Annotated in this window: 26 protein-coding genes and 2 tRNA genes; 11 read left to right on the top strand and 17 right to left on the bottom strand. The window is 54.8% G+C overall.

Going from position 1 to position 26,041, the window contains the following annotated elements; all coding sequences use genetic code 11:
- Window positions 1-49: 49 nt before the first annotated feature.
- The 5 genes from CBB62_07995 to CBB62_07975 all read left to right on the top strand — a co-directional run bounded on the left by CBB62_07995 (window position 50) and on the right by CBB62_07975 (window position 2,431).
- Window positions 50-877 carry an NAD kinase gene (locus CBB62_07995; protein ID OUT42219.1) on the top strand — a complete coding sequence of 276 codons (828 nt, stop codon included), beginning with the start codon at window positions 50-52 and terminating at the stop codon, window positions 875-877.
- A gap of 76 nt (window positions 878-953) precedes the next feature.
- Window positions 954-1,039, top strand: a tRNA-Leu gene (locus tag CBB62_07990).
- Window positions 1,040-1,129: 90 nt separating this feature from the next.
- A tRNA-Glu gene (locus tag CBB62_07985) sits at window positions 1,130-1,205 on the top strand.
- Window positions 1,206-1,460: 255 nt separating this feature from the next.
- Window positions 1,461-1,955 (top strand): hypothetical protein, encoded by a 495-nt coding sequence (locus CBB62_07980; protein ID OUT42218.1) that lies wholly within the window; start codon window positions 1,461-1,463, stop codon window positions 1,953-1,955.
- 2 nt (window positions 1,956-1,957) lie between these two features.
- The gene (locus CBB62_07975) at window positions 1,958-2,431 is read left to right on the top strand and encodes a hypothetical protein (GenBank protein ID OUT42217.1); all 474 of its coding nucleotides are present in this window, start codon (window positions 1,958-1,960) and stop codon (window positions 2,429-2,431) included.
- On the opposite strand, the gene CBB62_07970 is transcribed toward CBB62_07975, so the two are convergent.
- Together CBB62_07970 and CBB62_07965 are read right to left on the bottom strand one after the other, a co-directional pair.
- The gene (locus tag CBB62_07970; GenBank protein OUT42216.1) at window positions 2,428-2,628 is read right to left on the bottom strand and encodes a hypothetical protein; all 201 of its coding nucleotides are present in this window, start codon (window positions 2,626-2,628) and stop codon (window positions 2,428-2,430) included. The two genes, CBB62_07975 and CBB62_07970, sit on opposite strands and share 4 nt — an antisense overlap.
- A 3-nt stretch (window positions 2,629-2,631) precedes the next feature.
- On the bottom strand, window positions 2,632-3,123 hold the full coding sequence (locus CBB62_07965; protein ID OUT42215.1) for a hypothetical protein: 492 nt from the start codon (window positions 3,121-3,123) through the stop codon (window positions 2,632-2,634).
- A gap of 745 nt (window positions 3,124-3,868) precedes the next feature.
- On the opposite strand from CBB62_07965, the gene CBB62_07960 reads away from it, so the two are divergent.
- Window positions 3,869-4,795: a hypothetical protein gene (locus CBB62_07960; protein OUT42214.1), complete on the top strand. Its 927-nt coding sequence runs from the start codon at window positions 3,869-3,871 to the stop codon at window positions 4,793-4,795.
- Window positions 4,796-4,807: 12 nt separating this feature from the next.
- On the opposite strand, the gene CBB62_07955 is transcribed toward CBB62_07960, so the two are convergent.
- Window positions 4,808-5,449 carry a recombinase gene (locus CBB62_07955; protein ID OUT42213.1) on the bottom strand — a complete coding sequence of 214 codons (642 nt, stop codon included), beginning with the start codon at window positions 5,447-5,449 and terminating at the stop codon, window positions 4,808-4,810.
- Window positions 5,450-5,982: 533 nt separating this feature from the next.
- Between CBB62_07955 and CBB62_07950 the strand changes: the two genes are divergently transcribed.
- From CBB62_07950 to CBB62_07940, 3 genes are all read left to right on the top strand, one after another.
- Window positions 5,983-7,062, top strand: coding sequence for a hypothetical protein (locus CBB62_07950; protein ID OUT42212.1), 1,080 nt, complete (start codon window positions 5,983-5,985; stop codon window positions 7,060-7,062).
- Window positions 7,063-7,301: 239 nt separating this feature from the next.
- Window positions 7,302-7,718: a hypothetical protein gene (locus tag CBB62_07945; protein OUT42705.1), complete on the top strand. Its 417-nt coding sequence runs from the start codon at window positions 7,302-7,304 to the stop codon at window positions 7,716-7,718.
- Window positions 7,663-8,997, top strand: a complete 1,335-nt coding sequence (locus tag CBB62_07940; GenBank protein OUT42211.1) for a hypothetical protein — start codon at window positions 7,663-7,665, stop codon at window positions 8,995-8,997. The genes CBB62_07945 and CBB62_07940 overlap by 56 nt, the downstream gene beginning before the upstream one ends.
- On the opposite strand, the gene CBB62_07935 is transcribed toward CBB62_07940, so the two are convergent.
- The 4 genes from CBB62_07935 to CBB62_07920 form a co-directional block, all read right to left on the bottom strand.
- A complete protein-coding gene (locus CBB62_07935; GenBank protein ID OUT42210.1) occupies window positions 8,994-9,671 on the bottom strand; it encodes a hypothetical protein in 678 nt (225 codons plus the stop codon). The genes CBB62_07940 and CBB62_07935 overlap by 4 nt on opposite strands.
- 30 nt (window positions 9,672-9,701) lie before the next feature.
- Complete coding sequence (locus CBB62_07930; GenBank protein OUT42209.1) at window positions 9,702-10,232, bottom strand: hypothetical protein; 531 nt, start codon at window positions 10,230-10,232, stop codon at window positions 9,702-9,704.
- Window positions 10,233-10,245: 13 nt separating this feature from the next.
- Window positions 10,246-10,731: a hypothetical protein gene (locus CBB62_07925; protein OUT42208.1), complete on the bottom strand. Its 486-nt coding sequence runs from the start codon at window positions 10,729-10,731 to the stop codon at window positions 10,246-10,248.
- 66 nt (window positions 10,732-10,797) lie between these two features.
- A complete protein-coding gene (locus CBB62_07920; protein ID OUT42207.1) occupies window positions 10,798-12,096 on the bottom strand; it encodes a hypothetical protein in 1,299 nt (432 codons plus the stop codon).
- A 183-nt stretch (window positions 12,097-12,279) separates the two neighbouring features.
- Here CBB62_07920 and CBB62_07915 point away from each other — a divergent pair, with 183 nt between their 5' ends.
- Complete coding sequence (locus tag CBB62_07915; protein ID OUT42206.1) at window positions 12,280-12,780, top strand: hypothetical protein; 501 nt, start codon at window positions 12,280-12,282, stop codon at window positions 12,778-12,780.
- 3 nt (window positions 12,781-12,783) lie between these two features.
- Here the strand turns inward: CBB62_07915 and CBB62_07910 are convergent, their stop codons facing one another.
- From CBB62_07910 to CBB62_07890, 5 genes are all read right to left on the bottom strand, one after another.
- The gene (locus CBB62_07910) at window positions 12,784-13,740 is read right to left on the bottom strand and encodes a hypothetical protein (protein ID OUT42205.1); all 957 of its coding nucleotides are present in this window, start codon (window positions 13,738-13,740) and stop codon (window positions 12,784-12,786) included.
- A 398-nt stretch (window positions 13,741-14,138) separates the two neighbouring features.
- Complete coding sequence (locus tag CBB62_07905; GenBank protein ID OUT42204.1) at window positions 14,139-15,947, bottom strand: single-stranded-DNA-specific exonuclease RecJ; 1,809 nt, start codon at window positions 15,945-15,947, stop codon at window positions 14,139-14,141.
- A gap of 12 nt (window positions 15,948-15,959) precedes the next feature.
- A complete protein-coding gene (locus CBB62_07900) occupies window positions 15,960-16,955 on the bottom strand; it encodes a fructose-bisphosphatase class II (GenBank protein ID OUT42704.1) in 996 nt (331 codons plus the stop codon).
- A gap of 118 nt (window positions 16,956-17,073) precedes the next feature.
- On the bottom strand, window positions 17,074-18,378 hold the full coding sequence (locus tag CBB62_07895) for a homoserine dehydrogenase (GenBank protein ID OUT42203.1): 1,305 nt from the start codon (window positions 18,376-18,378) through the stop codon (window positions 17,074-17,076).
- Window positions 18,379-18,454: 76 nt separating this feature from the next.
- Window positions 18,455-19,495, bottom strand: a complete 1,041-nt coding sequence (locus tag CBB62_07890) for a hypothetical protein (GenBank protein ID OUT42202.1) — start codon at window positions 19,493-19,495, stop codon at window positions 18,455-18,457.
- A 321-nt stretch (window positions 19,496-19,816) separates the two neighbouring features.
- Here CBB62_07890 and CBB62_07885 point away from each other — a divergent pair, with 321 nt between their 5' ends.
- The gene (locus CBB62_07885; protein OUT42703.1) at window positions 19,817-21,748 is read left to right on the top strand and encodes a class I poly(R)-hydroxyalkanoic acid synthase; all 1,932 of its coding nucleotides are present in this window, start codon (window positions 19,817-19,819) and stop codon (window positions 21,746-21,748) included.
- Here the strand turns inward: CBB62_07885 and CBB62_07880 are convergent.
- The 5 genes from CBB62_07880 to CBB62_07860 form a co-directional block, all read right to left on the bottom strand.
- Window positions 21,702-22,682, bottom strand: a complete 981-nt coding sequence (locus CBB62_07880; GenBank protein OUT42201.1) for a hypothetical protein — start codon at window positions 22,680-22,682, stop codon at window positions 21,702-21,704. The two genes, CBB62_07885 and CBB62_07880, sit on opposite strands and share 47 nt — an antisense overlap.
- A gap of 91 nt (window positions 22,683-22,773) precedes the next feature.
- A complete protein-coding gene (locus CBB62_07875) occupies window positions 22,774-23,301 on the bottom strand; it encodes a gamma carbonic anhydrase family protein (GenBank protein ID OUT42200.1) in 528 nt (175 codons plus the stop codon).
- 21 nt (window positions 23,302-23,322) lie between these two features.
- Window positions 23,323-24,021 carry a hypothetical protein gene (locus CBB62_07870; GenBank protein OUT42199.1) on the bottom strand — a complete coding sequence of 233 codons (699 nt, stop codon included), beginning with the start codon at window positions 24,019-24,021 and terminating at the stop codon, window positions 23,323-23,325.
- Window positions 24,018-25,055, bottom strand: a complete 1,038-nt coding sequence (locus tag CBB62_07865; GenBank protein ID OUT42198.1) for an N-acetyl-gamma-glutamyl-phosphate reductase — start codon at window positions 25,053-25,055, stop codon at window positions 24,018-24,020. Before CBB62_07865 ends, CBB62_07870 begins: the two co-directional genes overlap by 4 nt.
- A 98-nt stretch (window positions 25,056-25,153) precedes the next feature.
- Entirely contained in the window at window positions 25,154-26,026 is an 873-nt protein-coding gene (locus CBB62_07860; protein OUT42197.1) for a hypothetical protein, read from the bottom strand.
- Between the last annotated feature and the right edge of the window lie 15 nt (window positions 26,027-26,041).

Below are 26,041 nucleotides of genomic sequence, written 5' to 3'. Positions count from 1 at the left end.
GTCGGCACCTTGCCACAAGGCCAAAATCGCTAAGGGATTTCTGACGTTCATGGTGACAGTAGCAGCAGATATCGCACAGGCATCTGTCACCGAACCGACGGTGCCGGAAAACCCGCGCATCGCCATCCATGCCAGCAGCCATGAGGCCGCCCAGACCGCAAAGGTCAAGCTCGCGGCCCAACTGCACAACCTGTCGCCGCTCAATGAAGCCGATGTGGTCATTGCCCTTGGCGGTGACGGCACGATGCTGGAGGTACTGCACGCCACCATGGGGCGCGGCACGCCAGTTTACGGCATGAACCGCGGCTCGATTGGCTTTCTGCTGAATGAATACAAGATCGACAAGGTGCTTGATCGGATTTTTTCTGCCCAGCAGATCTGTCTGCATCCCCTGTCCATGGTCACCAAGACCATGCTTGGCTCGATCGAGACCGCCTATGCCATCAATGAGGTATCGGTACTGCGGGAGACGCGACAGGCGGCCAAACTGAAGATCATGGTCGATGGTGTTACCCGGCTTGAGGAACTGATCTGTGACGGCGCCATGGTGGCAACACCGGCGGGCAGCACGGCCTATAACCTCTCCGCCCATGGCCCGATCCTGCCGCTGGGCGCGCAACTGCTGGCCGTCACGCCGATCAGCCCGTTCCGTCCCCGCCGCTGGCGCGGTGCGCTCCTGCCCCACACCACCCGCATCGGATTCGAGGTGCTGGAAGCTGACAAGCGCCCGGTCAGTGCTGTGGCGGATTCCACCGAAATTCGCGACATCGTCTCGGTCGAGATCACCGAGGATCGCAGCATCGACCTGAACCTGCTGTTTGACCCCGACCAGAATCTCGGTGAGCGGATCATCAAGGAACAGTTCCAGCCACTGTAACCCGAATTTCAGGCCCGGAAATGCGCATTCGGTCTTGGCCTCACCGCAGGCGGATGCTATGCAGCAGCCCATAAGTGGCCGCGTGGCGAAATTGGTAGACGCAAGCGACTTAAAATCGCTCGAGCTTTGCTCGTGCCGGTTCAAGTCCGGCCGCGGCCACCATTTTGAAGAAAATGCAATTTTTCGACCTGAGCATGTCGAGAAGCTCTTGATTTTATCAACGGCTATGGATACAAAACCGCTCTCTTGTCCGTCCCCTTCGTCTAGAGGCCTAGGACACCGCCCTTTCACGGCGGCAACACGGGTTCGAATCCCGTAGGGGACGCCATATATTTCTGCCGTTCTGAAAACCGCAGAATCATTGCCTTTCACAAACATCAATGTCAAGCACCACACTTGTTTGTGGGACATATTGTGTGGAACATCGGTATTAACATTAATCGGCAACGACAACCGATTACGGTACCGCGACACAAATCATATCTGAGCGCAAGATCGCCCCTGACCTGTCTGCTATGAGGCTGATGTGACCGATGCAATGGTTAGGGCATGGAAGGCTCGTGGAAGGTAGTTCAACACAACCGTGAACACGTCCCCCACATCCCCACCTATCATCATCATACTTGGTACCAAGGTTCTCCCCGACGGCACCCCCTCCAAGCTCCTCAGGGAGCGCATAGAGGCTGGTGTAGCTCTCATGGGCAACCGGCACCCTAAAGCTACCTTGGTGCTCTCAGGGAAAGGCTCAGGGCCTATTACAGAGGCTCAGTGCATGGCTAATCTGGCCCATGAACTCCTAGCTGATACCCAATGTTCTGAACCAGAGATTATCTTGGAGCAGAACTCCATGAACACCGCAGGTAATGCCAAGGAGTGCTCGGTGCTGCTAGGCCATGATAGAGACAGGCAGGTGATAGTGGTCACCCACAAGTCCCACATGCCGAGGGCCATGAGGCTATTCCAGAGGGAGTTCGGTGAGTTGGTGGAACCTCATGTTGTACGGCATGGTAAACTGTGGGAGGCCCTGTGGTGCTGGTTATACGAGTGTCTGGCTTTGGTTAAAGCGGGGAATAGGTGACCATGACAAAGCTAGCGCTCCTTCTCGCAGGTTTGCTTCTGACAGCACTCCCTGTTGCTCATGCCCAGAGCATCACCGATAGCCCCATCCTCGACTACGCCCAGCAGCTCAAGCAGGAGGGTATCTCCGAGTTATCCCTGACAGGTAATGAACGCCTCTCCTTGGCTCAGGCTCTCGCTGGCTGCTCAGGTGTCTGGCAGTTTGAAGCTCTCGATAGACCACAGGATGAACGCGAGTTGTACCTTGAGAATGCCATAGGAGCACGTGAGGTTGCTGTCCTGCTGGCACTGCCGGTGCTCGGAGAGGAGGGCTTGGTAGATGCCTTAGCAGAGTATGAACAGATAGCCTTTGATGGACTCAAGGCTGATGAACAGGGTGAAGCTCTAGGTAAAGCTCAGGTGTTCTGTGGGGAGCTTGGGGATGCCAAGGATGAAGTCCTAAGGGGCTATTGGGCTGAGCAGGAGGGCGAGCGCTAGCCACTACCCAACATAGCGAACCCTGTGCGATCCATCTCATACATCTCATATTCCTGGCCGTTCTGGTGATGGATATATGAGGTGCTCTTGAAGTGCCCCCGGTACTTACTCTTGGGGGTATGCGCAATTTCCCGCACACCCTCTAAAGCCGCCAATTCCTCTGAGTTTACGACGAGTTGGCGGAGGTCAATGAACATCCATCAGACTTTGCCTTTAATTTTCAGCTTCATTTCAATCTTTGCCTGTTCAGCCTTGAGCTTGAAACGCTCCTCGATGTCGTCGTTGAAGAATATCGGAGTTGTCCTGAGAGCTCTATGCGTTTTCAAGACAGCTTCTACCTCATGAATATCGAAGTGCTCTTTTTCTAAATGAAAGCGTTTAAGTTTTTCGTGAGCCTTCTTCTCATCTTTCTTGGTGTTCTTCGATGGGAAAATGGCAATCGGCTCAAAGCTACCAGCTACTCCAGTTGAGTTGAGCTGTTTAATTCTGTCGTGAACGCTTTTCGTGGTTCTTCCTATCTTGACCCCTCTTTGGTTGGGATTGGATACCACGTAGATTATGCCTTCTAGTCTTTTGAACGCGAATGGTGCTTCACCGCATTCTTGGCACTCACCTTGGGGTGCTCCATCGTTAACCAAGATACTCACGTCACTTTTACACTTTTGGCATACCCCACTAACATCAATAAGCATGTTTTTATCATTCTAGCTTTTAGTGATCTTGATACTGACACAGCAGAATATCAGCAAAATCAGAATGTGTACGAGATAATTATTCCTCTGTGCTTGGCGCTATCAAGGCCTGATAGACCTTGGAAATAGCTGTTAGGGAATAGTTCTTGTGGGGACTGCTTTAAAAATTAAAAGAGGGCAGAAGACACATACGTGAATCCTCATGCCCCCACGGGTCACTTATAGCTGAAACTGCCGGTTTCCTTGGGTTTCCGTTTGTCCCCACCGGGTGTCCCCACAAAATTCAGACATTCTTTGCTGCTCCTGCAAGCGCTTCTTGATACTCCTTAACAGATTCATCGTCGCGTTGCTTGATATCCTGTGTTATGTCCATTTGGACACCCCATAGGATTGGACATAGGTGTCGTATGATTAGTGAGGATTGTTTTGCAAAATAAACAAGAAGACATAGCTTTCTGGTCCACGCGTGGTTCTGTTTGGAGGCTTACAGTCCTTATCAGGTTCTTATCGGGACGTCTCAACGACATAGCTGCTATATGTGAGCGTCACTTCCCCATGTCTTTTGAGACAAGTGGCCTACGTGAAATCTATGAAAACAGCATCAAATCCGATGTGAAAAGTGTGGGTGATCTACTGGCCGCTATCGAAGATTTCCAAAATGAATTAGACCCATCGCCCTTGGTGTCTCAGATAGGCAAAAATCTATCAGCTCTGCGTGGTTTCTATAGTTTTCTTTCAGCAGGCAATGACATCGTTGTCGATAAGGGCGGCGAGTGATATGTCGAAGTTCATATTAGCGGTTTATAAGAGATTACAAAAAGAGCAGAGCGAGCGGCCTGAGCCTCCTGAAGCAGTCGGCTACCCTGAAAAACTAAAGCTTTCTCAAATACAGGTTTTGCCACATGTCTTTCAGGTAAGGGACCTGCCAGACGGTGAGGATGTCGATAAATATTTCTTGGAAGCTGTGGAGAAACGTTTGCGGTCTACCGGCGAGTTGGATGCGTTAACCATTTGGTGGGGCGGAGAAGGTTTTTATCTTGTAGACGGCCATCATCGCTACAGGGCGTATGAAAAGGTCTATGGTCCAGATACGGAAGTTGCTGTTCGTTGTTTGCCTTCATCTGAGACAAACCCAAGGGGAAGAGCTACTGAGGAGAATTCAAAGCTAAAGCTTCCTCTTAGACGAGAAGAATTGAGTAATATCGCTTGGCAGGATGTTTGTATCTTTTCAGATTTGTCAGCACGTGAACTTGAGAGCTTAACAGTTAGAAAAAAATCTCAACTGAGCACCATGCAGAATGTTCGTGACGAATTGCTGTCCAACGGCAGAAAACTTAATGAGATTTCAGGATGGTCGTGGGGCAAGGCCTTAGGTATTTACCGGGGCGTTGAGGCGTCGCTAGACGATTCCTATGACGATGATAAGTTGGCCTTTGAATTTAAAGACCGTCTTATCAAAGAGTTCAGCGATAAACTATCGACGAACCCTGAGGCATTCGCCAAAGCAATCCGTCTTTACAACTCCCAGCTTCCTCTTCGTCTCGTTGATTCTGAGGACTGGGGAATCGTAGTTGAGACGATTAACCAATTGGTTGAGGCACCAGAGCTAGATCAGGATTACCAAGCTCTGGCAGAGAAGATATGGGCCTACCATAACGAGGCAGACGAGTGATGAGCTTTTAACTCATTCCCATCGCTCCAGCATCGCCTCAGCACCCGCCATATCGTCTTTAATTCGATAGACAGTCTGGCGACTAACTCCGGCTTCCTTCGCGATATTGGTCATGGGGGCACCTTTGCTCAACAGGTCCACAATCATCGCGTATTGCTGCCGGTCAAACCCCGGCTTTCTCCCTCGGAACTTCCCTTGTCCTTTAGCGTGCTCTATGCCCGCCTTTTGGGCTTCCTTGAGTGTTTCCGCCTGTGCCTCAGCGGTTGCTGCCATAAAACCGATCAGGGCATCCCTGACAGCCTTTGACATGGCATCTTGTGCAGCGCCGTCGAAGGTCATGTTGTTAATGACCGTCCTGATAACAACGCCTCTATCCATGAACTCACGGATTGTCTCGGTGACGTCCCGGTAGTTTCTGCCAAGCCGGTCTACCCATCGCACTACCAGCACATCATTAGTTCTCAGCAAGTCAAACAGGCGTCTGCCCCCCGGTCTGTCCTTCATGAGGGTATTCACTCCGGATACTCCGTGGTCCTCAATGACATCATCAATCTCAAACCCGGCCTTCCTTGCCTGTTCAATCTGATGCTCCAATGTTTGTTCGGTGGTTGATACCCGTGCGTACAGGATCGTCTTATTCGCTTTTGTGGTCATGACCGGATAGCTCCCATGATATGTCCGTATAGCTCGTGTCCACTTAGCTATATGTCCGTATGGCGCATGTCAAGTCTAACGGACTGTCATGGGTATGCTTCTTGATTGTCCACATGGGTATACCCTCGCGGACACGCTGGGTTCTGCTGAATGATGAGGAGGACCAAAGAACCCTACCTCCGCTTGCTGCCAGTGCCCGTCTCTAGGATATGTCAATTAAATCAGCCACTTAGCTATCCGAGCTTTACCTGCGGTTATGTTATAGAGCGCCGCTAGAATAACCCAATGATTACAGATGGTTGACCATGGGAGGCATTGGTTGCGCTTACTCTATAGTGGACCGCTAGGAAACCCGCAGAAACCCTAGGTTTTTCCCTTGAGAGGTCCGGGAAGCTTTACCTGCGGTTACTGCGATTTGGGACCACTAGAACAGCCACGCTCCGCCCACCCTATCCCCCATTCCTTTGCTTGTTGAGCCAACAGCAAACAGATACGCTCTCGATCAGCTTTGTGATTTACAAGCTGGCAATGACATGGAGGGGGGGGGGTGTCACATGGTGGGGCTACGTTATCAGTTGATGGCTCTCTCTATCCTCGTTATCGCTTGGGCTTGGTCACCCACATTCAACGCTGTGGCTGCTGAAAGCACCTGCAATGTCCCTAAGCCTATTGGCAGTGACACCGTAATCGTTATCAGCGCCAAGGAGGGAGCCAGCGTTTCCACAGTTTCCATAGGCGACATTTACGAAACCATCACCGCCGCAACTGTCCGGGTAGCAGAAGGCAATGGCCCGCTATATGTCTTTGCCATGACTGAGCTGCCTATCGTCTGGAAGTTCACTGGTGATACGAACAGGGTACGCCAACTGGTCATTCAACACCCTGACAAGAAGGCTTCAGAAGCGGGGTCAGGTTCCTATGGCATCCCGAAGGAACGAGTGATCTTTACCGCATCCGGGAGCTGCGTCGAGCAATATATCTTCAAGCCCAACTCGGGCAGAGAGCGCTTGGAGCGAGAGAGGCTAACCAACTACTTCCAGAAGCCCATTGATAACCTCGTGATAATGAACTCAGCCCCCTATGTCGTAATTCCGGGGGATAGCTTTAATGATGCTGACTATGAGGTTTTCAACAGCATCACCAAGGTACCGTTCGAGTACGCTGTAGGCGGCTTGCGGTACAGCTTCACCACTGATGGTGTTCAGGCCTTCCGCCCGGATGGCACGGCTGTACTCCCTGAGCCGTTTACAACTCACGATATGAAGATACGGATGAACTCCGGGTTTGCCGGGATAGTCAACGTTGAGGTGGATGAGCTATTTGCCAGCGACAAGGAGGCTAGGTCGTATGAAGTCCTGCCGGGTAACCTTGGGCTGCTACAGCTTGAGAGCAGCGGGGCCATCGAGCGCGGCGAATATGGAAGCAGCTACCTGATTAAGCAACCAATCAACAGGCTACCCGGTGATCTGCCTTGGGGCCACTTCAATGTCGCCAAAGGGGTTCCTGTGCCCACCTATCAGAAGGCCAAGAATATTGCCGTCTATGATCTGAACACAGGGCAATGTGTGTCTGGTTCAAACTGTCAGGAGCGCTTCCTGCCCCCTAATAAGTAGCCCCCCTTTGTATCAACCAGAGCCACCTTGGGTTAGCTGCCGGTCAACTTTGAGTGGACTTAGGGGTACCCACCGGGGGAAACTCTGGAGCTGTTGATATAACGATATAGGCTCGGAGATATTGGGCGCAAATCTAGGCCCCACCAAATGTTCTCACAATGTTCTTGACGCATCTTGCTGTTTCAGGAATCTAGTAGTGCTCACCAACGGTCCACCACGGAGCACCCATAGTGAGCCTTCTGAGCAAACCCAAAGCATCCCCTGAGCGCCTAGCGTTACCCCTCGTCCTGTCCTCGGTTGAGGCAGGGTTCCCGTCTCCTGCTGACGACTACATCGAGGGAGAGCTGGACCTGAACGAGTTGTTAGTCGAGCATCCCTCAGCCACCTTCTATGTCCGTGTTACCGGCGACAGCATGGTCAATGCCGGGATACTCCCAGAGGATATCTTGGCCGTGGACAGGGCCTTGAACGCCAAGAACAACGATATTGTCATAGCGGTCATCAATGGGGAACTGACAGTCAAACGCTTGGTCAAGCGCCGGGATGGGCATATCGAGCTGCACCCGGATAATGACAGCTACTCAATCATCAGCTTTACCGATGGTTCTGAGTTCGAGGTTTGGGGAGTGGTCTCAGGTGTCATCCGCAAATACTGAGAAGCCTTGGCCACGTCGCATTGCCCTAGTGGATTGCAACAACTTCTATGCCTCCTGTGAGCGGGTCTTCCGGCCTGACTGGCAGAACAAACCTGTAGGTGTCCTGTCTAACAATGACGGCTGTATCATCGCTAGAAGCAACGAGCTGAAGGAAGCTGGCATCCCTATGGGTGCCCCATACTTCAAGCACAAGCAGGAGCTGGAAGCCCTCGGTGCTGTGGTGGTCTCCAGCAACTATGCGCTGTATGGCGATATGTCAGCCAGGGTGATGAATACCCTCGGCTCCTTCACCCCTGAGTTTGAGGTCTATTCCATTGATGAGGCATGGCTAGACCTGACCGGCTTTGACCTCAGCACGCTCGATGCCTATGCCCGTGAGATCGTCTCAACCACCCATAAGCATACCGGCATCCCTGTCTCGATGGGCATAGGGCCTACCAAGGTGCTCGCCAAGGTCGCCAACCGTATCTGCAAGAAACGCAAGGTACCGGGCAGTGTGTTTAATCTAGGGAGCGCTGAGAACCTTGATGCTGTGTTGCAGTCCTTCGAGGTCGGTGATGTCTGGGGTGTCGGTCGTCGGTGGAAGGAGAGCCTGAACCGTATCGGCATCTATACCGCCTTGGACCTCCGCAACAGTGACCCTACCGAGATGCGTAAGCGGTACAATGTTGTGATGCAAAGGCTCATTATGGAGCTTCGCGGCGTCCCGTGCTTGTGCTTCGAGGAGATAGAACCCAAGAAAGAGATCATTGCTTCCCGGTCATTTGGGGAGAAGGTCACAGACAAGCAGAGCCTTATTGAAGCGGTGTCCGGTCATGCAGCGAGAGCGGCTGAGAAGCTGCGCTCACAAGGTTCCGTCTGTGGAGCCATTCAGGTATCAGCCCGGTCCAGCCCTTTCATCCCTCACGAGCCGTACTATGCGAAGTCTGTCCTGATACGCTTTGAGGTACCTACTGCCGATACCCGCAGATTGGCCGAGGCTGCCGTCAGAGGCATAGACGGCATCTACAAGCCGGGTGTGCGCTTCATGAAGGCCGGGGTAATGCTGGTTGACCTCTCAGCCGCCTCAGAGCAACAACAGAGTCTGTTTGGTAAGCCTGACAGTGACAGCTCGGTAAAGCTCATGGATGCACTGGATGCAATCAATGGGCGCTATGGATCGCACGCCCTGAGGACTGCCAGCTCAGGCACCCGGAGCCACAAGGCATGGCACATGCAGCGCAACAGGATGACACCGGGATATACGACTAGGTGGAGGGAATTGGTCGGCGCTGGTTAGCAATTCCCTGTATAGGGCAACTCAATAAAGCCAGTCCCTGATTGAGGATAATACGATAATGATGCAGCTATGATTTGCTTAACGACCGATGATAATGCTCCACAGCTACCTTTGCTTATTGCTGACGCTTCGTATTTCTTCTCATTCGTTTTTGCATCAAAAAAATCTAATCGAACAAACCGAGTGTAAAGCTGTTTAACTTTAGTGCCAGTTCTGTACCCGGTCACGCCATACGAGGGTACATTTATGGTTCTTCCACTATATGTCCCATATGATGAATATGACCCGGTTGTGTAGGAGCTGGAAATCCCAGTTTGTCCATATTGTGGAATTGAATATGTTGAACTTGTGGTTTCACCTTCATCTATTCCGTAGCTGAATATTGCAATAAGGTCAGCATCGTTGCGGTCAGCCCCCCTGAATAGCCCCTTGCTTAGCAATTCAACCTCAAGAATTTCAGAATATGTTTTCCACTCCAGAGTTTCTATATTTTTCTCGTCTTTACTCGTGATAAATACATTTCTGTACTGTATAGAATCTTCAATATCTGAAAATGTTTGAACTTGACTCTGAATGGTGCTGGCACAGCCTGATACGAGAAGCCCAACAACAAATAATTTAAAAATATTAAGCATCATTTTTCTCCTGCCAGTGGCAGTTTTATATAAAGCCATTTGTGGCTATTGCCAAATATAAAATCAGTACTACCGCCGTTCCTTCCGGTAATCCCAAGGCATTGTAAAGTCCCCAGCCCATAGCCCTCTTTGAGCTTCCTCAGCGTTATCCTGCTCCGTCTGGTAGTACCCTTTGGAATACCTCTTGTACTCCACAGCATACCCAGCGTTCACCATCCACGACCCAAGGTCCATGGTTCCCCCAAGGTAACACCGGGCAACCAAACGCTTATACCTGTCCGTATTGACCTTCTCGCAGGTGACTTTGTTCTTTCCGATGATCGTCTTGAGGGCCAAGCTGGAGTGAGCACCGCAATCATAATACTCACCCTCGTTACGCTCACACTGCTGGCCCTTCTCAGGCGCATCGATGCCCCACATACGATAGGTTGTCCCGTCGATCTTGAGGGTATCACCATCGATCACCCTGAGGTCTTGCTCGGGGTGCTCCGAGTGTGCTGTGGGTTGTGCTGGGTTGTCCTCAGAAGCAGCAAAGGCGCTAGCCCCCGAAAGAACGAGGACTAACGCCAGTGTAAACAGGCAAGATACCTGATGTCTCAATTACCCATTCCTTTCAGCTTGCATACGCCTCTGCCAGTTTTCTCAAGGCACATTTCAGCGTGAACAGACGTTCACCATATTGCTTATCATCTTGAAACTCCCACTTGCTCGTATGACGATCAATCTCTTTGTAGACGTTGCCCACTGCCTCATTAAAGGCCAGACGCATATCTCCGCGCTCCTGCCTCGGCTCACCTAAAATAACCTCCAAGTCACTTAAGGTCTCATGCAGGTGGAGCAACGTAGGCTCGTCACTACGGATTTTGGCCAGATTGATACCAGCGAAAAGTTTCTGCTTAAGTTCATTCAGGTTTGACGCAGGGGCTTTAGCCATGACTTGCTCTGCCGCCAAGTGAATGACGTTGGCACTATTGAATGCCTCTTCATTGCCATTGAGAGCATCCGAGTAAATGAACTCTCCGGCAGCTTCCTCAAGAGCTACCGCGAGTTGATATGGGGTTGTCTCAATGAGGCTTGATGGTGATGAGATTGCTGTCACGTCGTTTCCTTCCTGATAGTTGAATGTGATGCGGCTTATCGGTCGGATACGTAGAACCTTGAAGTTCTATATCCTTACTATGTCTCCTTGCCACCGGATTGATTCGATGGCCCTTATTGCAATCTTCTCATTTGCGCCTAACCTGCCCCCATACAAACCGAAAGTAACGTCTGCAAGCTTATGCCCAAGCAGCTTCTTTGCTATATTTAGAGGTATTTCGGCCATCTCAAGTTTGTGGGTAAATGAGTGCCTGAAGCTGTGAAAGACGTGTTCATCGCTATACCCCAGCTTCTTCTTCAAGGCTGTAAAATCTCGCCCCAAGTCCTTTGTTGAGAGTGGATTTGCGCACCACACCTTTACGCTATCAACTATCGCCGAGTGGCAAGGAATCTCTCTGTTTGATTGTTCATTTTTTGTGCCGGGCAATATTATAAAGTAAGTCCCTTCAACCACCTCCACCAAAGAGCAGTTAGTAACTTCTGCAAGCCTCCCCCCAGTATGGGCCGCTATCCGAATGGCATGAAATAATTGCGGGTTAGAATGCTGACACTCAATGAGTAACCTTCCATAATCTTCATCAGCAAACCTGTTCCTTTTAGTGCCCTTTACTCTGCTATATATCTTCTGTTCCCATATATCTGAGGGAAGGTTTTCAAATTCCCATAATTGGCGATATGCTGAACGATATTTATGGAGCGTCGCTTTTGTAAGGCTCTGTCCCAGCTTGTTGAATAAATCTCTAACAGAGGGCTTATCTAGCTCATTAAAATAAGAGTACTCAGACAGCAGAACTTTATAAGCTGTGCGGTAGTTGGCAATGGTGCTTTTGCTTAGGTCACAGACACCTAGAAAACGTTCCGAGGCCTCAGAGATAGGCACACTCTCTCCAATTGCTACCAGTATAGCATTTTCATATTTCTTTGCTTCTGGGTCCATAGAGGCGGCTATGTCTTCCGCAACATCGATATCCATCTCTCCTGCCCCATACTTGTCAATCAAGCCGAGAGCAAAAGCTCTATCACGTATCTTATCCCTCCAGATATCCACCTGCACATTTCGATCAAACTCAATAGCTGCCGGATTACCTTCTGTCCTCTTTTTCAATTCTAAGGCTTGTTTGATAAGGCTGGATTCGTCAGAACCGGCTTCTGAGCAGATTCTGTCCCACTCTTTACGAATGATTACCAGACGCGCATCTCTCGCTTTTCTTGCTTCACGTACATCCCCAGTTTCGAGCGTAACTTCATATTCGGCGTCTGGCTGCAGCCCTAGAATCACCCTTACTTTTTTGGGGTACCTGATACGCAAGTACCAACGTGATTTACGCTGGGCGAGATGGTGGTTTTTATTCCTCATGTGGGGCATTATTGTGTGGAACTCTTTGCCTGTAAACCTTTGAATTACATAGTTTCAGAAACTTACAGACTGTCCGGTGTCCTCTCCCGTAGGGGACGCCATTTACCTCCTTGAAAAATCAGCGAATAAATCAGGTTTGTGCATGTGTCACGACCAGCGTACCCTTATGTCTAAAACATAAGAGGAAACGCCATGACTGATGCTGACGGAACCGATGCCGACCGGGGTATCGCTGGGCGCCCGATTGACCGGCTGCTGGCCGAGTATGGGGAGAGCCATCAGAACGAGACGAACAAGGCGGTACATTGGGTTTGTGTGCCGGTGATTGTCTGGACGGTAATTGCCCTGCTCTGGGCCTTGCCTGACCCGGTTGCCGTACCATTCGTCAACTGGGCAACGCTGCTGCTGGCGCTGGCGCTTGCCTATTATGTCTGGCTGTCCCCGCCACTGGCGGTCGGGTTTGCGATTTACGCCGCGATCTGTGTCGCGGTTATTCTGGGATATGAGGCTGCAACCGCCTTCCCGCTCTGGCAGGCAGCGCTGATCGTCTTTGTCATTGCCTGGATCGGGCAGTTCTGGGGCCACAGGATCGAGGGCAAGAAACCTTCCTTCTTTAAAGATGTGCAGTTCCTGCTGATCGGACCGGCCTGGCTGATGAGCTTTCTCTATAAAAAGCTGGGTATCAGCTACTGAGCATCAGGCCATGTAGTCGGCAACAGAGCAGCCCAGAGCGGTGATCTGCCTGCGCCAATAATCAATCAGCACTGTATTCATGGCGGACATCGAATAGGCATCCGCGGTACGGCGACCGGCCTGTATCATCTGCGCCCACTCTGCATCCCTGTTGCCGGCGACAGCAACAGCACGCTTCAAGCTACCCGCGACACCGATAAAATCATCCTCATCATGCCAGAAGCCATTATCCGACGTGGCATATTCCCGACCGCCATCACCATGAAAACCGGCAACAATACAATCGCTGGCCATGGCCTCAAGCGGCGGCAAACCGAATCCCTCGCGATAGGACAAGGCCAGAAAAACCTCTGCCTGCCCCAGTTCGCTTGCTACTTCGGTTTGTGACAGATTGTGCAGCGGCAGCCAATTCCACGCTGCCGCCTCAGGCACATTGTCACGCAACCACCCAACCGCATTGCTGTATTTTCGGGGCATATAGGCAATCGACCCGGGCCGTTTTGTTCCCGCAGCACCAAAGACACCACGATCAATAGCGTTTGGCACCACAGGCACATGCCCAAGCCCGAAATGTGCCTCAAGATAGGTTGAGATGATGGCAGAACAGGAAAAGACCCCGTGAATTCCATACCGATCACGGCGCGCCAAACCACCGGAATTGGCCAAATAATGGTTCTGGCAAAAGATTATGCGCCAAATATCAGGCCAATCCGCGGTTTGCTTCAGTCTCGGCAGTTCCGTTTCAGGAAAGACAACGATTGACCCCGGCCTGATCCAGTGAGTCTGCTGACCGAAAATCGTGACCGGGAACCCGGCGTCATACCAATCATGAAAATTGGCGAGAGCATATGCCTCTGCTGAAAACCCGGCCTGACGCAACATTCGCACATGTTGCAACTGAACCTTCACACCACCAACAGGGCCACTGTCTGCAGGAAGAATATAGATAATATCAGGCATTTATAAGTGGGACATCAGCACGGCAAATGGCTTAACAACATCACCGGACTTGCAAAGCAGCCAAGTGAACACCCCTTGCTATCCATAAAGAAATGGGGCTCCGAAGATCCCCATATAACATTCTTTAATTATCCGACTTCTCTTTTTCTTTTTTGTCGCTCTCAGGCGTTTTACCGCCGCCCGGTGTCCATGATGGCGGATCGCTCGCGGGGAAGGACTCGTCGAGGGTTTCGTCGATGTCCTCCTGCTCGATTTTCTTCTTTTTCTCTGCGGTCATAGCCGTTCTCCCTGCAGTCGTTTCGTATCAAACGTCCTTAGAGAAGAAACGGATGGCGTGCCAAAACGTTCCGCAAAACAGTGCACGCACTGATTGAATCAGGAGCAGCAAGACAACCGGATCAGCGGTAGCTGGCCACGTCGGAGAGCACGAAATCGACCTTTACCCGGCCATTCCACTCATTGAGCCGGATCGTACCGGCAAGGTCGAAGCGTTTGCCGATACCCGAGAGCAGTGCCTGCCCCATCGGCTCTTCCGCGCATTTGAAGGCAATGCCCTGCACCCATGACCCGTTGGAGACAAAACGACAGCGGACATGGTTACGTCCGACGATATCGGCCTGGGTCAGCTCAACCCCACGCACGCCGAAAACCGGCTCGGGATTGCCACTGCCGAAAGGCGCCAAACGCGCCAGCCGGTCGGCCAGACCCGGATTGACCGCACCGGCGGCAACCCAGCTGTCGAGCACGAGCGGATCAGAAATCGGCTCGCCATCCATCGCCTGCAGGGCGAAATCGCACATGTGCTTGTGGAAGGCATCAATCTTGTCCAGCGGTACGCCGAACCCGGCAGCCATGGCATGACCACCACCGGTGACGGCAAGCCCCTTGGCCAGTGCCTGATGCATGGCCTCACCCAGATTGATGCCGGGCACGGATCGGCCTGAGCCTTTCACCAGACCGTCCTCAACATGCCCGATCAGACAAGGCCGACCGAAGCGTTCCTTGAGGCGTCCGGCGGCAATACCGAGCACACCGCCATGCCAGCCCTCACCATAGGCGAGCAGGATCGGCAGATCATCAGCGCTGTCCTTGAGTGCGGCGCGCGCGGCCTTCAGTACGTCCTGCTCAACCCCCTGCCGCTGTTTGTTCAACAGGTCGAGAGTAGTCGCGATCGAGGCTGCCTCCTCATGGCTGGGCGCTGACAGCAGTTCAAAGGCGAGACGGCTCTGGCCCATCCGCCCGGCGGCATTGAGCCGGGGGCCGAACTGAAAGCCGAGATGATCGGTGGAAACCGCGCCATCAATCTTGCCCATGGAATGCAGCGCGCTCAACCCGGCGGTTGTCGGTGCTGCCAGCAGGCGCAGTCCCTGCGCCACCAGTGCCCGGTTCAGGCCCTTGAGCGGCACCACATCGCAAACCGTGCCGAGGGCAACCAGATCTAGCCATTCGAGCAGTGGTGGTTCCTCCCGCCCCTCGAAGAACCCGTCTTCCCGCAACACCCGGTTGAGGGCAATCAGGAACAGGTAAGCAACCCCGACACCGGCGAGATAGCCGACGCCGCTGTCATCATCGCGGCGGTTCGGATTGACCACCGCATCGGCGGTCGGCAGTGTCTCGTCAGGCCGGTGGTGATCAAGGACAATGGTTGCCGCACCGAGATCGGCCACCGCCGCAATCGGCTCATGCGCCGCAATCCCGCAATCAACGGTGATGATCAGCTCGCAGCCCTGCTCGACCAGCCCGGTCATCGCCGGGATATTCGGGCCATAGCCCTCGCTCAACCGGTCAGGAATATAGACCTCATGATCAATGCCCACCGCTTCGAAATAGCGATGCAGCAAGGCCGAACTGCTCGCCCCGTCCACATCGAAATCACCGAAGATGCCAATCTTGCTATTGCCCTGTACCGCATCGGCGGTCAGGCGTGCCGCCACATCCATATCGCGGAGCGCATAGGGATCGGGCATGCTGGTCTTGAGCCGCGGCGTCAGGAATGCCTCGACACCATCGCCATTGATGCCGCGTGCGACCAGTGCCGCCGCCAACGCCGGTGGCAGGTCGAAATTGCGCGCAATGCTGGCGGCTTCGTCGGTGCAGTAGTCACGCAAGGCCCATGGCCGCCCGGAGGCACCAACGGGCATTGCACCATCAGGTGCGTCCTGTTTGTCTGTATCGTAGTCGGGGTCGTCGGGCGCGATATCAAGCATTCGGGATCACGCCTACTCCTCGATAAAGCTGTCGGGTGGCAATTCCACCGACATCGGGCCTGATTTGCGTTTCAGGTTGTGATGGGCGTCGATGTAGCGAACCGTACCGGATTTCGAGCGCATGATAACCGAATGGGTCTGTGCACCACCGGGGAACCGGCGCACACCGCGCAGCATCGCGCCATTGGTCACACCGGTCGCGGCAAACATCACATCGCCCGATGCCAGATCATGCAGGTTGTAGATACGATCAAGATCGGTAATGCCCCAGCGCGCGGCACGGGCCTTCTCGTCATCATTGCGGAACAGCAGGCGACCCTGCATCTGGCCACCGATACAGCGCAGCGCAGCCGCCGCCAGAACGCCCTCGGGCGCACCACCGGAACCCATATAGATATCGATACCGCTCGACGCTTCTGCGGTGGCAATAACGCCGGATACGTCGCCATCCGGGATCAGGGTGATCCGGGCACCGGCGCCACGCACCTTGGCTATCAGTTCCTCATGTCGTGGGCGATCAAGGATACAGACCACGAGGTCTTCCACCTCACCACCCTTGGCGGCGGCGAGACGCTTCAGGTTTTCAACCGGCTCATCCTCAATATTGATGGTGCCCTTGGGCAGGCCACCACCGACCGCGATCTTGTCCATATAAACATCGGGTGCATTCAGGAAGCCGCCCTCATAGGCCATGGCGACAACCGCCAGCGCGTTCGAGCCACCCTTGGCGGTAATCGTCGTGCCTTCCAGCGGGTCGAGAGCAATGTCGAGGCGTGGCCCCTTACCCATGCCGACTTCCTCACCGATATAGAGCATCGGCGCTTCATCGCGCTCGCCCTCACCGATCACCACCTTGCCGCACACCGCCATGCCGTTGAGCGCGCGGCGCATGGCATCGACGGCGGCCTGATCGGCGGCCTTTTCATCACCACGACCCATCAGCATGGATGCGGACAGGGCGGCGGCCTCGGTCACCCGCACTGCTTCCAGCGCCAGGTTACGGTCCATCACCGCGGCCTGCATATCATCCAGCGCACTGGCCGGGGCGGTTTTCTCGGTATTGGTTGCCATGTTTTTTCTCACAGGAATGAAGCGGGACAGGATAAGCCGATCACTCGATGGCGGCTCACTCAGCAGAAACGATCGGGAGGAGCTGCGGTTCACTCAACACAGTATCCATTGCAGCGATGGTGGCAAGGGCCGTGCGCATCGCATCTTCGGTCGCTGGATGGGTTGTGATGATAACCGGCACGGCCTCACCCGGCTCATGTCCCCGCTGCACAACGGTTTCGATGGAAATCCGCTGATCGCGCAGGGTAGCGGCAATATCGGCAAAAACGCCCGGCTCGTCCTTCACCGACAAGCGCAGGTAATAGGCATCTTTCGAGGATTCCGGGTCTGTGGTAGCAGCCGAGTCGTCGCTCTGCATCCTGCTGACCGGAATGCCGAAGATCGGCGGCTTGATACCACGGGCGATGTCGATCAGATCGGCAGCAACGGCAGATGCGGTCGGCCCGCCACCGGCCCCACGACCCACCAACAGCACTTCATCGACAAAGCTGCCGCGCATGACCACGGCATTGAGCACGCCATCGATATTGGCAATCGGCAGGGATTTGGGCACCAGACGCGGGCGCACGCTCTGCACCACGCGGGCACCGTCACGCTTGGCATGGCCGAGCAGCTTGATCTTGTAGCCCAGCTCATCGGCATAGCTGATATCGATCGGGGTAATGGAGCGGATACCCTCGATGCTGACCGCATCAAAATCAACCGGACGGGCAAAAGCCAGCGAGGCGAGCAGCGCCAGCTTGTGCGCGGCATCATAGCCATCCACATCGGTCGACGGCTCGGCCTCGGCATAACCGAGTGCCTGTGCATCGCTCAGAATATCGTCAAACGGCGCACCGGTGGCGGCCATTTCGGTCAGCATGTAATTGCAGGTGCCATTGAGGATGCCAAACACCTCGGTAATGTCATTGGCGGCCAGCCCTTCGCGCAGTCCTTTGATCGCCGGGATACCACCGGCAACCGCCGCTTCGTAACCGAGGGTAACGCCATGTTCCTGTGCCAGAGCGGCAAGTTCGGTGCCGTGATGCGCCAGCAGCGCCTTGTTCGCGGTCACCACATGGCGACCGGCTCGCAATGCCGCCTCAACCACCGACTTCGCGACACCGTCATGACCGCCGATCAGCTCGACCACCACATCAATGCCGGGAGCAGATGCCATCTCAACGGCATCATCAAACCAACGATAACCCTCAAGGTCGACGCCACGAGCGCGGTTGCGATTGCGGGCCGATACCGCCACCACATCGATCTCGGTACTGCCGCGCGCAGTGATCAGCTCCCTCTCGGTGTTCAGGAGTTCGATCAGACCGGCACCGACGGTGCCAAGGCCGGCAATGGCGATGGAAAGTTTCTTGGACATGGCTTCAGACAATATGGCCGGGGATCGGCCCGAAAGTATGGGTGAAAGCGGTGGCACTATGGCCGATGGAGATTGATTACGGCAACGCAAAAACTGCAACGCTGCCAGTGCGGGCCCCCTCCCCGGATATATCCGGCGGGGCAAGGATCAGACGCCCCCGATCAATGCCGTTCTGCTGTAGATAATCGGCCACCAGCCGGGCATTGGTCAGGGCTGTATCCGCGGTGACGGTATCAGCATCGCCATAACCGACGATGCGGAACCGGCGGAGCGTGCTGTCACGGCGAGCGTTGAGCACAAGCTCATCCAGCCGGGCGCGGGCATCATCGCTCAAATCACCGCTGTCAGTGATAGCGAGGCCCGCAAGGGTTGGCTCCACGGGTTTCCCGGTCTCGATCGGATCGACCGCGGATGCGACCTCAAACGCCGGTGGCGGCTCGGCAATATCGGGCAGCGGCTCAAAGCTGGGCGCTTCCGCCAGTTCAGGCGGGGTTTCGAATGCCGGTGGCGGTGGCTCAATCGGATCAACGACAAATGCCGGTGGTGCCGTGGTGATCGGTTCCGGCACGGCCAGTTCCTCGATTACCGGTTCGGGCGGTGCCTCAATGATCTCACCCACGGCCAGTTCGGTTGATGGCTCCTCGGCATCAAGGAGCGGTGGTGGAGTTGGCACAGCATTGGTGCGTTCCGGCAGTCCCTCTTCCGCCCCGGCATCCTGTGGCACCGGTTTGGTCGGGATACGCACGGCGGGGGCTGTAAAATCCACCCTTGGCGCGGTTACGAGGGTCGGCGGTTCGGGTGCCGGATCAACCTTGTATGCTTCCAGTCCGTCGCCATCGCCGGGCGGCGGCAGATCGGGGCGGCCATCACTGCCACGCAACTCGGTTGCAAGATCGAGATCGCCGGACAACTCCGGTTCCAGACTGGCGATACGCTCGGTCGCCGACACCTTGGGACGTGGCGGGACACTGGCAAGATTTGGGTACGGCTTGCTCTCCAGATCAAATTCCTGTGCCGCCTTCAGTACCGTTGGCGAACTGGAGCGTGGCGCATCCCAGTATGGCAGGATGCGATCAGCAGCCGACTGGCCATTGGCACAGGCGGTCAGCAGCAGCAAGCTCCCCGCGACAAGCAAAGGAAAACCGGGCTTGGTAACAGTTCCACTATATCGAAATTCGTTTGTTGTCTTATGGTTCAAAGGTGGACGCGCCAAGGTCTGTCATGCCATGTACTGCGCCGAATATGTCGGCTGAGGGGTCTTTTGCCGAAAACCGGCCCTAGTTGAGGGTTGAGTGGTACCATTGCCACCCCACGTAAAACAACTGTGCGCGGTAAAAACCGCCGTAAATATTGTGAACCACTGGAATAGCCGGTGGATCACCACCGCCAGTGCCGGGGATAACCCGCCCATATGCGCTTTATGAGTGAGTCAGATCAGATGAGTAACCAGTCCGGTAAGCCAGAGTCCAAGCCAGCCGCCAAACGCAGTGCTACGCGCAAGACGACCTCCAAAGCCAGCGTCAAATCCAAACCGGCTCCGAAGGAGAAACCCCAGACTAAAACGACTGACAAGGCGCATGAGCAACCCCATGTCAAAATGCCTGACCCGGTCGAGCTGTCCCAGTCGGTCGCCAAAATCGCCGAGCGCAGCCAGAAGCTGATCCTCGATTTCATGGAAAAGCGCAGCCAGTCGGAAGATGCCAAATCAACCGTCGACCCGTTCAATATCGGCGGCGCGTTTCTGGAACTGACCCAGCGGATGATGGCCGACCCCGCCTATCTGATGAAGGCACAGGCCGAACTCTGGCAGGGTTACATGAATCTCTGGCAGTACACGGCCAAACGCATGATGGGCGAGGAAGCCGCGCCGATTGCCAGCCCATCCAAGGGTGACAAGCGGTTCAAGGATCAGGAATGGGAAGACAACGCGGTCTTCGACTATATCAAGCAATCCTATCTGATGACCGCGCGCTGGATGCAGGACACGGTCCACAAGGTCGATGGCATTGATGACAAGCAGCGCAAGAAAATCGATTTCTATACCCGTCAGTTTGTCGATGCCCTCGCCCCGTCCAATTTCGTTGGCACCAACCCGGCCGTCATCCGGGCGACCATGGAGAGCGGCGGCGAAAACCTGATCCACGGCCTGGAAAACCTGCTCCGTGATCTGGAGCGCGGCGAAGGCGAGCTGGTGGTCACCATGACCGACAAGGAAGCCTTCAAGGTCGGCGAAAACATTGCTGTCACTCCCGGCGAGGTGGTCTATGAAAACGAACTGGCCCAGCTGATCCAGTACACGCCAACCACCGAAAAGGTCTTCAAGCGTCCGCTACTGATCCTGCCGCCATGGATCAACAAGTTCTATATCCTTGATCTGAAGCCGGAAAACTCGTTCATCCGCTGGGCGGTTGAACAGGGCCATACGGTGTTTGTCGTCTCATGGGTAAACCCGGACCAGAGCCTCGCGAATAAATCCTTCGAGGACTACATGAAGCTCGGCATCTTCGACATGCTCGATCAGGTCGAGAATCAGACCGGCGAGAAACAGGTCAATGCCATCGGCTACTGCCTCGGCGGCACCCTGCTCTCGGCCACCCTCGCGGTCATGGCCGAACGCGGCACCGATAATCGCATCGCCTCCGCCACCTTCTTCACCACCCTGACCGATTTCGAGGAGAGCGGCGAGGTTTCGGTCTTCGTTGATGAAGAGCAGCTCAGCATGCTCGAGGAGCGCATGTCCGACAGCGGCTATTTCGAGGCGCTGGACATGCACCGCGTGTTCAACATGCTGCGGGCCAATGATCTGATCTGGTCCTTCGTGGTCAATAACTACCTGCTGGGCAAGGACCCGTTCCCGTTTGACCTGCTGTTCTGGAACTCCGACAGCACCCGCCTGCCCGCGGCCATGCACCTGTTCTATCTGCGCAATATGTATCAGAAGAACCTGCTGGTCGTACCTGATGCCCTCACCCTCGACGGTACGCCGGTTGATCTGCGCAAGGTGAAAACACCGACCTATATGCTCTCCACCCGCGATGACCATATCGCGCCATGGCATTCAACCTACAAGGCGACCCAGCTGTTCAAGGGCAACACCCATTTCGTGCTGGCCGCTTCCGGCCATATCGCCGGTGTCGTCAATCCGCCATCGAAAGAGAAATACTGCTTCTGGACCAATGACAAGCTGGCGAAAACCGCCGATGCCTGGCTGGAACAGGCCGAAGAACATGCCGGATCATGGTGGGGCAACTGGCAGGATTGGATTGCCAACTTCACCGATGGCGAGATTCCGGCCCGCGACCCGAAGAAAGGCAAGCTGAAGCCTATTGAGCCGGCGCCGGGCCGTTATGTGAAGGTCCAGGTGCTTTAGGCACATCCGGCGTATAACCCGGCGGGCCGGACAGCAGTTCGGTCAGTCGCGCCGTCCGCTCAAGCACTGCATTGGGCACGATACCGCCCGCATCCTCGGTCGTGGCAGCTCCCGCGCCCTTGGGCATGGTCTTGCCACCGAACAGATGTTGTGCGAGCCGCTTTTTCATCGCCCCCTCATCCGGGCGGCGATTGAACTGGTTGACCAGAATGGTGGCGGCACCCAGTTCCTGCATCGGTTTAAGGTCTCGGTCGGTACGGTTGCCGATCATCACCGTGCGTTTCGGATCAACGCCGATCTCCGCCAGCGCCTTGCTGATCACGTCCCGGCTCTCCTTGAATCCGGGCGGCAGCTGTCTGATCTTGTCCCACAGCTTGCTCGGATAGCCTTCACGCACAGGAATGGCTGGATCCGGGTCACCCTCGGCAACCACCAGCATCTGGTCCATCTTCTCGCCCAGACCGGTGCCGTCCATCTTGACCACGGTTGCCGAACCCGGCCCCTCGGTCATCAGGATCAGGCGGTAGCCCTGCTTGCGCCAGGTATCGATAGCCGCGACAAAATCCTCATCCGGGGTCAGCGCCTCAACAAAGGCCCGGTCAGCACGCTCGGCAATGTGTTTGAAGCGCTCGTTCAGATCACCATGGGGGAACTTCTCACGCAGCGGGCCATGCTGGTTGAACGCCTTGGTAAAGGCATAAATTTCCTGCCCGCGAATGGCGGCAAAACCGGCGGCAACATCTTCCGCGCTCATTCTGGCCTCGCGGCGCAGACCGTCATAGATGGTTTCGATATAGGCGAGAATGGCTGGTGTGCCCGCGACGATCGTGTCGTCGAGGTCCATGACAATCGTATCCACATGAGCAAAATCCTGCGGATTTCCGGCACTGCCGGATGAACCCGTGCCCGATGATGGGGTGATATTGCGCGCCATGGAGTAGATGACCGTGGAAAGTTGTCCCGTGCTTGGTTGACAAGACAACACAATCCGATGAAAGCAGGCAGCCCGACGAAAGCAGTTAGCGTCAGGATACCTGCTGCGCCCGGTATGTCTGGGCCAGCCGGGCATAATGGGCCGGACTTTCGATCAGATAGGCGCGTTCCTGCTCGCTCAGGTCTCGGGCATAGCGTGCCGGGGAGCCGAGCCAGAGCTGACCGGATGGCACCTGTTTGCGCGGCGTGACCATGGCACCGGCCCCGACCATGGCACCGCTGGCAACGGTTGCATCATCCATGACACAGGCCTTCATGCCAATGAAACAGCCATCCTCAAGGGTACAGGCATGCAGCAGTGCCATGTGGCCGATGGTGATGTTGTTGCCAATATAGGTGCCCTGAGTCGTGCTCGAGACATGAACAACGGTGCCATCCTGAATATTGGAGTTCTCACCCACCCGGATAACGTTCACATCGCCACGCAGCACACAGCCATACCAGACGCCAGACCCGGCACCGATTTCCACATCACCGATGATGACAGCATTTTCGGCGATAAAGGCGGTCTCGTGAATTTTCGGCATGATGCCCTTATAGGGCAGGATCATCGCAGCCATTCAAACCGTCCTGACGTTCTTCTAGTAATAAGGCTTATCGTCACGCGGTACGGTGGTCGCCTCAATGCGCTCCAACTGACGGTCACGCAGACGAACCGGTTTCGGCGGCAGCAGGGCAATATCGCGCAGCTTCACCCCTTCATCCGGCTCGGTGATGGTGACGGCACCGGCGAGCGTAGCGATTTCAACCTCACCGTGATTGAGCAGCACCGTGTAACTCTCATCCATCCAGCCGATCCAGAAATCGCTGTTTGAGCCGGTAACTGTCCCGGCAGGCGATTTGATACTGATGCGATAGGGCGGAAAGGTCTCGTGCTGTACTTCGGCCGGGATATAGCGGACCGAACCGCCCTCTTCCAGCTCCAGATGGATTGCCTTCGGATAGCGGATGTCGCTGGTAACGCTGGTGATTTTCAGGCGGGTATTCGGGCCGATACGCAACTCGCCACCGGCAATCAGCTCAAGACCGAGATAGCCGTTGCGGTCGGTGGTCACCACATCATCAATGAACACCAGACTGCCGCTGTTGAGCGAGCGATGCAGTGCCGGGTGGGTCGCGAGCGTCTTGGCCCGACGCTGAATTACATTGGCAATCGGCTGGCCCAGTTGCGGGCGGATCAACTCCGCCGCTGAAGCATCACGGGTCGTCAGCGGCAGCAGGCTGACAGCGCCCAGAAGTGCAGCCACAAGGCCGAGCGTTACCGGCAGTTTTCGTATCATGGGAACAGCGCGCCACCTTCAAGGCCAGTTGTTTCGTCCAGCCCCAGCATGACATTAGCGTTCTGGATTGCCTGTCCGCTCGCCCCCTTCATCAAATTATCGATGACCGACGTGACGATCGCGCAACCCTCGCGCCGATCCTCGAAAATGTTGATCAGGCATTGGTTGGTGCCACGAACATAGCGCGTGGCTGGCGCAACCCCTTGTTCCAGAAGGTGAACAAACGGCTCATCGGCATAGGCCTCAGCCATCGAGGCACGCAATTCGCCAAAGCTGACGCCGTCATTCATCCGGATATAGATAGTCGCCAGCATGCCCCGGTTGATCGGAATCAGATGCGGCGTGAAGGAAATAGTCACCGGAGTCCCGCTGGCGGCACTCAACTCCTGTTCGATCTCCGGCATATGGCGGTGACGGGCGACGCCATAGGGATGCAAGCCCTCGGCTACCTCGGTGAAGATATTACCCAGCTTCTCGCTACGTCCGGCCCCACTCACCCCGGACTTAGCATCGATGACGATCTCGGCAGGATCAATCAGCCGGTCGCGCAGCAATGGCAGCAACGGCAACAGGCTGGCGGTTGGATAACAGCCGGGATTGGCAACCACCCGCGCCATGCTGATCGCCGGGCGGTGCAGTTCGGTCAGGCCATAGACCACCTGCCCTTGCATCTCGATTGCCTCATGGGGCTTGCCATACCATTCGGTATAGGTATCGGCACTGGTCAGACGGAAATCCGCCGACAGGTCGACCACCTTAACGCTTTCCGGCAATTCCTTGACCACGGTCTGCGTCGTGCCATGGGGCAAGGCACAGAACACCAGATCAATATCGCTGAAATCCACGTCCTCGATCTTGACCAGATCAGGCAGGCCATCCAGTCCCAAATGGGGAAATACCGCGCTCATCGGCTTGCCCGCCTGACGGCTGGCAGTCAGCGCCGTGATCTCGATCGCCGGATGCTGACGTATCAGCCGCAGCAATTCTGCCCCGGTATAACCACTGGCTCCAAGAATAGCTGTTTTGGCATTCATACTGGCACTCTCTTCATCGGACACAGTCACAAGTCATTCAAAACATTGCGATGATATATGCCATAAAGGATTCTTTACACCGGGCATTCAAGCGAAACCTACAGCCTGATGCGATGTATCTGGCCCGCGACCTTGAAGGATATCGATTTCAAACTCACAACTTCATTCAGGAAATGACGGACATCATCCATACCGGCCTCCGGATTCGCCCGCATCAGCAGATGACATGACAAATCAGTGTAGCCATAACGCAGGGCCACAAACAGCGCGAGCAGATGCAAGTCATGGGCAGAGAGTTCTGACAACCGTTCATGATTCGGAATATAGACGGCGTCGGTCCAGCCAAGCTGACCATTCGTCTGTAACTGCTCTCTGGTCAACTCCAGAGGACGCAGCGGCAAATTCTTGAGCGAGGAGAATGTGTAGAGCATGAAACCATGCTCACGCATGAAGATATCGATATCCGAGAATAGCGGCTGACCCTTGTATAGCGGATTGAATTCGACCTCGCATTGCACCAACAGGGTATTGGCCAATACGCTCAGACCGCCTTTGAGCACATCGAGAGCCGCGCCCTGAACATCGATCTTGAGCACATCGATCTTGCGATCACCCAGCGCATCATCGAGTTTGGTGGTTTCGCAATCGATGATTTTGTTGGTGTTCATCAACGGACCGATCTGAAGGTAATGCTTCAGAAATTCGGTGTTGCTTGGCAAGAGAGAGCTGGTTTCATGGAAGTCATTGAGATGGAATTTCTGTGACTCACCATTGCCGACAAAATACGGCAGGAACTCGTAATGATCCGTATAGGCCTGCAAGGCAGGTATTGATCGCTCATCCGGTTCAAAACCAATGACGTTGGCAAGACCGGCCTCAACGAGACCATGCCATTCAGGTTGGCCATTCCCAGTACCACTGATAGCGGCCCCGACATCACAGATCGACACGCGGCGCTCAAAATCAAACATCACATCACCAGTAAA

Origin of the sequence: Micavibrio sp. TMED2 (assembly GCA_002168225.1) — a bacterium.
Classification (GTDB): Bacteria; Pseudomonadota; Alphaproteobacteria; order TMED2; family TMED2; genus TMED2.
Note: the sequence above shows the minus strand (reverse complement) of the source record. Positions and strands in the feature narration are given on the sequence as shown.

Coding starts and splice junctions, on each gene's coding strand:
- CBB62_07940 (OUT42211.1), top strand. CDS start 7,663: ATGGTTCTGAGTTCGAGGTTTGGGGAGTGGTCTCAGGTGTCATCCGCA.
- CBB62_07935 (OUT42210.1), bottom strand. CDS start 9,671: ATGGCTTTATATAAAACTGCCACTGGCAGGAGAAAAATGATGCTTAAT.
- CBB62_07875 (OUT42200.1), bottom strand. CDS start 23,301: ATGGCTGCGATGATCCTGCCCTATAAGGGCATCATGCCGAAAATTCAC.
- CBB62_07960 (OUT42214.1), top strand. CDS start 3,869: ATGACATCGTTGTCGATAAGGGCGGCGAGTGATATGTCGAAGTTCATA.
- CBB62_07880 (OUT42201.1), bottom strand. CDS start 22,682: ATGGCGCGCAATATCACCCCATCATCGGGCACGGGTTCATCCGGCAGT.
- CBB62_07910 (OUT42205.1), bottom strand. CDS start 13,740: ATGCCTGATATTATCTATATTCTTCCTGCAGACAGTGGCCCTGTTGGT.
- CBB62_07950 (OUT42212.1), top strand. CDS start 5,983: ATGGAGGGGGGGGGGTGTCACATGGTGGGGCTACGTTATCAGTTGATG.
- CBB62_07895 (OUT42203.1), bottom strand. CDS start 18,378: ATGTCCAAGAAACTTTCCATCGCCATTGCCGGCCTTGGCACCGTCGGT.
- CBB62_07920 (OUT42207.1), bottom strand. CDS start 12,096: ATGCCCCACATGAGGAATAAAAACCACCATCTCGCCCAGCGTAAATCA.
- CBB62_07995 (OUT42219.1), top strand. CDS start 50: ATGGTGACAGTAGCAGCAGATATCGCACAGGCATCTGTCACCGAACCG.
- CBB62_07965 (OUT42215.1), bottom strand. CDS start 3,123: ATGCTTATTGATGTTAGTGGGGTATGCCAAAAGTGTAAAAGTGACGTG.
- CBB62_07970 (OUT42216.1), bottom strand. CDS start 2,628: ATGTTCATTGACCTCCGCCAACTCGTCGTAAACTCAGAGGAATTGGCG.
- CBB62_07955 (OUT42213.1), bottom strand. CDS start 5,449: ATGACCACAAAAGCGAATAAGACGATCCTGTACGCACGGGTATCAACC.
- CBB62_07915 (OUT42206.1), top strand. CDS start 12,280: ATGACTGATGCTGACGGAACCGATGCCGACCGGGGTATCGCTGGGCGC.
- CBB62_07860 (OUT42197.1), bottom strand. CDS start 26,026: ATGTTTGATTTTGAGCGCCGCGTGTCGATCTGTGATGTCGGGGCCGCT.
- CBB62_07870 (OUT42199.1), bottom strand. CDS start 24,021: ATGATACGAAAACTGCCGGTAACGCTCGGCCTTGTGGCTGCACTTCTG.
- CBB62_07905 (OUT42204.1), bottom strand. CDS start 15,947: ATGCTTGATATCGCGCCCGACGACCCCGACTACGATACAGACAAACAG.
- CBB62_07885 (OUT42703.1), top strand. CDS start 19,817: ATGAGTAACCAGTCCGGTAAGCCAGAGTCCAAGCCAGCCGCCAAACGC.
- CBB62_07975 (OUT42217.1), top strand. CDS start 1,958: ATGACAAAGCTAGCGCTCCTTCTCGCAGGTTTGCTTCTGACAGCACTC.
- CBB62_07865 (OUT42198.1), bottom strand. CDS start 25,055: ATGAATGCCAAAACAGCTATTCTTGGAGCCAGTGGTTATACCGGGGCA.
- CBB62_07900 (OUT42704.1), bottom strand. CDS start 16,955: ATGGACCGTAACCTGGCGCTGGAAGCAGTGCGGGTGACCGAGGCCGCC.